Genomic DNA, 780 nt, shown 5'->3' on the forward strand with positions numbered 1-780 from the left:
CGCAGCGGGGCGGGCGACGCCGCGGACGACGCGTACCTCGGCGAGCTGATCGGCGCCGCCGAGGGGCTCGCCGGCCCGGTTGACCTGTTCGTCGCCAACGCCGGCATCTTCCGCGGCTTCGGGCTCGAGGCGGACGACGCGGACTGGCAGGCGTCCTGGGACGTCAACGTCATGGCCCACGTCCGGGCGGCGCGCCGGCTCGTGCCGAGCTGGCTCGAGCGCGGCGAGGGCTGCTTCGCCGTCACCGCGTCGGCGGCCGGGCTGCTCACCCAGCTCGGCCTGCCGACGTACGCGGTGACCAAGCACGCCGCCGTCGGCTTCGCCGAGTGGCTGGCCGTGACCTACGGCGACCGGGGGCGTGCAGGTCGCGTGCCTGTGCCCGATGGGCGTGCGCACCCGCTGGTGGACCGGGCCGAGGCCACGCAGGACGAGCAGGCGCGGCTGGGCATGCGCTCGGTCACCGAGGCCGGCGCGGTGCTCGAGCCGGCCGAGGTCGCCGACTCCCTGCTCGCGGCGATCGAGGAGGGACGCTTCCTGGCCCTGCCGCACGCGGAGGTCGGCACGATGCACGCGCGCAAGGCCGCCGACCCCGACCGCTGGATCTCCGGCATGCAGCGCCTGCGCCGCTCGCTGGACTGAGCGGGGCGGCGATGAGCGTCCACCACCTGCGCGCGACCCAGGCCTGGCTCCGGGCCACGCCGGACGACCCGGTCGAGGCCGGCTTCGACGAGCTGGCCGGGGGCGCTGCGCGTTGCTGCAGGACGCGACGGCGCGGAGCCG

At 76.8% G+C, this 780-nt stretch carries 1 protein-coding gene; it reads left to right on the forward strand.

Going from position 1 to position 780, the window contains the following annotated elements:
* Positions 1-639: SDR family oxidoreductase (locus tag AC2W7G_RS17595; protein WP_485869572.1), on the forward strand; the 639-nt coding region annotated here is incomplete at its 5' end.
* Positions 640-780: the final 141 nt, after the last annotated feature.

Source organism: Aeromicrobium sp. PFPM2_SD2, from assembly GCF_057364525.1.